This window comes from Streptomyces sp. NPDC085481 (assembly GCF_044541845.1).
Classification (GTDB): domain Bacteria; phylum Actinomycetota; class Actinomycetes; order Streptomycetales; family Streptomycetaceae; genus Streptomyces.
In genome coordinates, this window is record NZ_JBITTJ010000004.1 from 414709 (window position 1) to 421309 (window position 6601).

Consider the following 6601-nt stretch of genomic DNA (forward strand, 5'->3'; position numbering starts at 1 on the left):
GGGACGTGACGAAGAGCGAGATCGTATCCACCGACGCCGGGGACGCCCGGATCACCTGGGTCGCCGCGAGGAAGCCGTGGACCGTGCTCGCCGTGAGCCACGGCGCCGGCGGCGGCATCGGGGCCCGCGACCTCCAGGCACTCGCCGCCGCGCTGCCCGCCGAGGGCGTGACCGTGGCCCTCGTCGAGCAGCCCTGGCGGGTCGCCGGCAAGAAGGTCGCCCCCGCGCCGAAGACCCTCGACACCGGCTGGCGCGGCCTGTGGCCCGCGCTCGCCGCGCCCGGCCTGCCGGTGATCGCCGGCGGCCGCAGCGCCGGGGCGCGGGTCGCCTGCCGCACCGCCCGCGAGCTCGGCGCGAGCGCCGTGCTCGCGCTGAGCTTCCCGCTGCACCCGCCGGGCAGGCCCGAGAGCTCCCGGGCCGGGGAACTCCTCGACGCCGGCGTCCCCACCCTCGTCGTCCAGGGCGGCAACGACCCCTTCGGCAGGCCGGCCGAGTTCCCGGACGGTCCGTACACCCTCGTGGAGGTGCCGTACGGCGACCACGGCTTCGCCGTACCCCGGCGCGCCCCGCTCTCCCAGGACGAGGCCGTCGAGGCGATCGTCCGTGAAGTCACCGGGTGGCTCACGTCACTTCGGTGACCGGCGGCCGCGCCGGGAATGCCGAGCGCGGGCTCGCTGTTGTGAGGGACAACGGTGTGTGAAGAGCAAAGAAAGAGGGAGCCGTCGCATGGGTTCGACCATCTGCCCCGAGCGCCGGCAGGCCGCTGACCTCGACTGGACAGTCCTGCCCGGCCCCAAGGCCGCTCCTATTCGGGCGGCGGGCGGAGGGGTTCCTCGTCTATCCTCCGAAGCGAGCGGGTCCGCGTTCGGATTCGCCGCAGCGCTGGAGGAGGTGGGTCCGGTCACTGGGACCGACACAGGGACCGACGACGGCCCCGAGGAGACGACCGAGGAGCGCAACGCGCGCTTCGAGCGGGACGCCCTCGGCTACCTCGACCAGATGTACTCGGCCGCGCTGCGCATGACGCGCAACCCCGCGGACGCGGAGGACCTGGTGCAGGAGACCTATGCCAAGGCGTACGGCTCCTTCCACCAGTTCCGTGAGGGCACCAACCTCAAGGCGTGGCTGTACCGCATCCTCACGAACACCTTCATCAACTCGTATCGCAAGAAGCAGCGCGAGCCCCAGCGCTCCGCTGCCGAGGAGATCGAGGACTGGCAGCTCGCCCGCGCCGAGTCGCACATGTCGACCGGTCTGAGGTCCGCCGAGTCGCAGGCCCTCGACCACCTGCCTGACTCCGACGTGAAGGAAGCGCTGCAGGCGATCCCCGAGGAGTTCCGCATCGCCGTGTATCTCGCCGATGTAGAGGGCTTTGCCTACAAGGAGATCGCGGACATCATGGGTACACCCATCGGTACGGTGATGTCCCGGCTGCACCGGGGCCGCCGCCAGCTGCGCGGCATGCTCGAGGACTACGCTCGCGACCGCGGGCTGGTTCCCGCGGGCGCCGGAGAGTCGCACGATCTGAAAGGCTCGGGCTCATGAGCTGCGGAGATCCGCACGAGACGGACTGCTCAGAGGTCTTGGACCATCTCTACGAGTTCCTCGACCACGAGATGCCCGACACGGACTGCACCAAGTTCGAGGTGCACTTCGAGGAATGCTCCCCGTGCCTGGAGAAGTACGGCCTCGAGCAGGCCGTGAAGAAGCTCGTCAAGCGTTGCTGCGGCAGTGACGACGTGCCCGTCGACCTGCGCGCCAAGGTCATGGGCCGGATCGAGCTGATCCGCACCGGCCACATGGTGCCCGAGCAGGACATCACGGCGGCCGCGCCGCAGGAGCAGTAGCACCCCCGTACCGAAGGGCCGGGCGACGGACCTCGCCCGGCCCTTCGGCGTTCCCGCCCCCGGTGTGTCCATCGGCTTGTATCACCCGATGGTGCGAATCGCCCCCGGCGGGCCGTCGCGGCCGCGCCAACTCGCTAGCGTGACAGGCGTGATGGGCGTCAAGGTCATTCCGCGAACGGCACGGGCGTACATCGGCTGCGCCCTGCTCGCCGCCGCCGCGGTCACCCTGCCCGCCTTACGCCCCGGCGCGGCCACGCCCTGGCGGAGCGTGCTGCTGCTCGCCGCCCTCTACGCGCTGTGCGAGCTGCCCGCCCGCTGCCGGTTCGTCGGCCGGGTGTTCGGTGGCCCGGCCCCGCTGGGCGCGGGCTCCTTCTTCCCCGTCCTGATCGCCGCCGCGCTGCTCCTGCCGCCGGCCGCCGCCGCGCTCACCGCCGTGCCGGGGGCCGTTCTCGGCCGGGTCGAGCAGCCGCCCGCCGGGGTCCGCCGCGCCTGGCGGGCCGCCCAGCTGGCCCTCGCCGTCTGGGCCGCCGCGCACGCCGCCCAGCTCTTCCGCTGCCACGCCGTCCTCGGGCTCGGGCCCGACGCCCCCGACTTCCCGTACGCGCTGCTGCCGGCCGGCGCCGCCGCGCTCGCCCTCTGCCTGACCCTCACCGCCCTCGACGGCGGCATCCGGGCCACCGCCGAACAGCTCCCGCCGCGCACCGCCTGGCGCGGACTGCTCGGCCGGGCGCTCGCCCCGCACGCCGTGCACGGGCTCGCCGGACTGATGATGGCCGTGCTGTGGCGCAGCCCGTACGGGCCGGTCGCCGCGCTCTTCGTCCTGCTGCCCATGTACATCTCCTGCTGGGTCTTCGCCCAGTACCACCGGGAGCGCGCCGCCCACCAGGCCACCATCCGGGCCCTCGTGCAGGCCGTCGACATCAAGGACCGCTACACCCGCGGCCACAGCGAACGGGTCGGCCACGCCTCCGTCCTGATCGCCCGTGAGCTGGGCATCGCCGAGCCCCGCCTGGAGGTCGTACGGTTCGCCGGCATCCTGCACGACGTGGGCAAGCTGGGCGTACCGACCCGGGTGCTGCGCAAGGACGGGCCGCTGACCCCCGAGGAGCGCCGGATCATCGAGCTGCACCCCGAGTACGGGCACGAGATGGTCCGCGGCATCGGCTTCCTCGGCGAGGCCCGCACCGCGATCCTGCACCACCACGAACGCATGGACGGCAGCGGCTACCCGTACGGGCTCAAGGGCCACCGGATCCCCGAGTACGCGCGGGTGGTCGCCGTCGCGGACGCCTTCGACGCCATGACCTCCACCCGCTCCTACAGCCGGGCCCGCCCCGTGGCGACCGCCCTCGCCGAGCTCCAGCGGTGCGCGGGCAGCCACTTCGACCCGCGCATGGTCGACGCGCTCGCCCGCGCGCTCGACCGGCACGGCTGGCAGACCGAGGTCACGGCGGACGAGACGAACACCCCGCCGTTGCCCGCGCCCCGCACCCCGCCGCCGGCGCCCGGGCCCGAGGCCGCGCCGGCCCCCGAGCCCACCGCGGCGCCGGAGGCCACCACGGCCACCGAGCCCACCCCGCGCAGGGAGCACGCGTGAGCGCCGACCGGGTCACCGTCGGCGGCGTCACCGTCGGCGCCGTCCACGGCGCCGCCCTCCTGCTCACCCTGGGCGGATTCGGCGCCACCCTCTGGCTCGGCGTCGAGGAACCCGCGGTCGCCCTCGCCTTCGGCGCCCTCATCGTCCTCGGCGAGCTCGCCCGCTGGGGCGCCCAGCCGGGCGAGCGTGAGCCCGCCCCGCTCGCCGCCGCCGGAGCCCTCGCCTACGCCCTGCTCGGCGAGAACGCCGGTCACACCACCACCCACGGCGTCCTGCAGACCGTCGCCGTCGTCGTCGCCGGCGGGCTCGCCGGGGTCGTCCCCCACGTGGCCCGCGGCCGCGGGCCCGACCCCGACCACCTGGCCCGCCGCATCCTCACCGTCGGCTTCGCCGCCCTGTGCTTCCAGCCCCTCTACAACGCGGGCACCCTCACCGCCCGCCTCGGCCACGGCCCGTCCTACGCCCTCTTCCTGCTCCTGCTGCTCCTGCTGACCGCCCTGTGCGACGCCGTCCTCGGCGCCCTGCTGCACCGCGCCCGCACCGGCCACCCCTACGGCCCGCTGCTCCGCGACGAGCTGCGCGCCCTGCTCGGCATCGGCTCCGCCGTCTGCGCCACCGGCACCGTGATGGCCCTGGGCGTGGCCGTCGCGGGCCTGTGGGCGCTGCCCGTCTTCGCCGTACCGCTGCTGCTCACGCAGGTCTCCTTCCGCCGGTACGCGGCCGTGCGCACCACCAACCGGCAGACCATCGCCTCCCTGGCCCGCGCCACCGAGATCGCCGGCTGCACCCCGCAGGGCCACGCCCGCCGGGTCGCCGCGCTCAGCCGGGCCGTGGGCCGGGAGCTGGGCCTGTCCGGCTCCGAGCTGACCGTCCTCGAATACGCGGCGCTCATGCACGACATCGGACAGCTCTCGCTCGTCGACCCCGTCGAGGGCGGCGCCACCGCCCTCCTGCCCGCCGAGGAGCAGCGCAGGATCGCCCTGCTCGGGGGCGCCGTGGTCCGCCAGACCGGGGTCCCGGCGGCCGTGGCCGTGGTCGTCGAGCGGCAGGCCGACCCCTACCGGGAGCAGCCGCTGCCGGCCCGGATCGTGCGGACCGTCAACGCCTACGACGACCTCGCCGCCACCAGCGCCGGCGGCGGCCTCGGCGCCCTGGAACGGCTCCGGCTCGGCACCGCCCGCGACTACCACCCCGAGGTCGTCGAATCCCTGGCCAGGGTCCTTGCGCGCGGGGGCGTCAAGAGGGGCATCGCCCCAGTCCCACCGGGGTAACCCATGGGTAATGAGCGCGTGTCCGACCGGGCATGGTTGGATGCGAACAAGAGGGTGAAGCGACCGGCAGGCGGGAATCGTGAGGATCTTCGGGAAGGTACGGCATCGGCCCTCCGCCTCGTGGCGGCAGGCCACCGACCGCGCGTTCACGCTGATCGGCGACGGCCGGTACGAGGACGCGGGCGCGCTGCTCACGCGCGCGGCGGACCTGGAGCCCTGGCTCTCGGAGTCCTGGTTCAACCTCGCGCTGCTGCACAAGTTCCGGCACGACTGGGAGCAGGCCCGGGCCGCCGGGCTGCGCGCCGTCGCCCTGCTCGACAAGGAGACCGGCGCCCCCGACTGGTGGAACGTCGGCATCGCGGCCACCGCGCTGCAGGACTGGCCGCTGGCCCGCCGTGCCTGGCAGGCGTACGGGCTCAAGGTCCCCGGAGCCGCCGCCGGCACCGGTGAGCCGGCCGGGATGGAACTGGGCAGCGCGGCCGTCCGGCTCTCCCCGGAGGGCGAGGCGGAGGTCGTGTGGGGCCGCCGGCTCGACCCCGCCCGGATCGAGGTGCTCTCCATCCCGCTGCCGTCCTCCGGGCGCCGCTGGGGCGAGGTCGTCCTGCACGACGGCGTGCCGAACGGCGAGCGGACCACCAGCGCGGGCCCCTCGTACCCCGTCTTCGACGAGATCGAACTGTGGGCGCCCTCGCCCGTGCCCACCTGGGTGGTCCTCCTGGAGGCCGCCACCGAGGCCGACCGGGACGCCCTGGAGCAGCTCGCCGCCGACGCGGGCTTCGCCGCCGAGGACTGGTCCTCGTCCGTACGGCTGCTCTGCCGTGCCTGCTCGGAGTCGACGATGCCCAGCGCCGAGGGCGAGGGCGAGCACCTGGACCCGCACGATCACAGCGAGCCCGGCCACCCGGGCCCGCTCGGCCACCGCTCGCCCGGCGAGCTGTGGGTCCCCGAGCGGGAGTGCGGCATCGCGGCCCCCGCGGGCCTGGTCCGCGGGCTGCTCGACGGGTGGGTGGCGGACAGCCCGGACAGCCGCGAGTGGCGTGATCTCGAAGAGGTCTGCTGATCACACGCCGCCGGGCCCGTAGGCTGTCCTCCGACGGAATCGGGTTTTCAGGAAGGCGCGGCCGGACATGGCGCAGCAGGAGACGGACGAGCAGATCAACGAGGGCTTCCTCGTGGACACGGAGGACTGCGAGGCGCGCGAGCTCGCCCACCGCGAGCGGGGCACGTCGCGTCCGATCACGGTCGTCGGCAACCCCGTGCTCCACCGCGAGTGCAAGGACGTCACGGAGTTCGGCGACGAGCTCGCGGCGCTCATCGACGACATGTTCGCCAGCCAGAAGACCGCGGAGGGCGTCGGCCTCGCCGCCAACCAGATCGGCGTCGACCTGAAGGTCTTCGTCTACGACTGCATGGACGACGAGGGCGTCCGGCACGTCGGCCACGTCGTCAACCCGGTCCTCCAGGACCTGCCGGCCGACCGCCGCCACCTCGACGACTCCAACGAGGGCTGCCTGTCGGTGCCGACCGCGTACGCCGAGCTGGCCCGCCCGGACTACGCCGAGGTGCACGGCCAGGACCGGCACGGCAACCCGATCAAGGTGCGCGGCACCGGCTACTTCGCCCGCTGCCTGCAGCACGAGACGGACCACCTGTACGGCTTCCTGTACATCGACAAGCTGTCCAAGCGTGACCGCAAGGAGGCCCTGCGCCAGATGGCCGAGGGCACCCCGCGCTACGAGGTCGTCCCGAACGACTGATCTTCCGGTACGAGGAAGGGGCCCGCTCGGCATCGGCGGTTTCTAGCGGTCGTTGCAACACACGGTTGTGTTGATCAAGCCGTGAGCAGTTTATGCAGGCGCTCGGCTGGGGTTTCCCAGCCGAGCGTT

The 6601-nt window shown here is 73.7% G+C and carries 7 protein-coding genes; all 7 read left to right on the forward strand.

Annotated features, from left to right (window positions below; genetic code table 11):
• The first annotated feature begins 5 nt into the window (after window positions 1-5).
• Window positions 6-638 carry an alpha/beta family hydrolase gene (locus tag ACIGEZ_RS12830; protein ID WP_399829591.1) on the forward strand — a complete coding sequence of 211 codons (633 nt, stop codon included), beginning with the start codon at window positions 6-8 and terminating at the stop codon, window positions 636-638.
• A 253-nt stretch (window positions 639-891) separates the two neighbouring features.
• Window positions 892-1545, forward strand: coding sequence for a sigma-70 family RNA polymerase sigma factor (locus tag ACIGEZ_RS12835; protein WP_046907349.1), 654 nt, complete (start codon window positions 892-894; stop codon window positions 1543-1545).
• Complete coding sequence (gene rsrA, locus ACIGEZ_RS12840; protein ID WP_399829594.1) at window positions 1542-1847, forward strand: mycothiol system anti-sigma-R factor; 306 nt, start codon at window positions 1542-1544, stop codon at window positions 1845-1847. Before ACIGEZ_RS12835 ends, rsrA begins: the two co-directional genes overlap by 4 nt.
• Window positions 1848-1998: 151 nt before the next feature.
• Complete coding sequence (locus ACIGEZ_RS12845) at window positions 1999-3444, forward strand: HD-GYP domain-containing protein (protein ID WP_399829651.1); 1446 nt, start codon at window positions 1999-2001, stop codon at window positions 3442-3444.
• Complete coding sequence (locus ACIGEZ_RS12850) at window positions 3441-4715, forward strand: HD-GYP domain-containing protein (protein ID WP_399829597.1); 1275 nt, start codon at window positions 3441-3443, stop codon at window positions 4713-4715. The genes ACIGEZ_RS12845 and ACIGEZ_RS12850 overlap by 4 nt, the downstream gene beginning before the upstream one ends.
• Before the next feature lie 79 nt (window positions 4716-4794).
• Window positions 4795-5775 carry a tetratricopeptide repeat domain-containing protein gene (locus ACIGEZ_RS12855; protein WP_046907347.1) on the forward strand — a complete coding sequence of 327 codons (981 nt, stop codon included), beginning with the start codon at window positions 4795-4797 and terminating at the stop codon, window positions 5773-5775.
• 67 nt (window positions 5776-5842) lie between these two features.
• Window positions 5843-6472, forward strand: a complete 630-nt coding sequence (gene def / locus ACIGEZ_RS12860) for a peptide deformylase (RefSeq protein WP_399829600.1) — start codon at window positions 5843-5845, stop codon at window positions 6470-6472.
• Window positions 6473-6601: the final 129 nt, after the last annotated feature.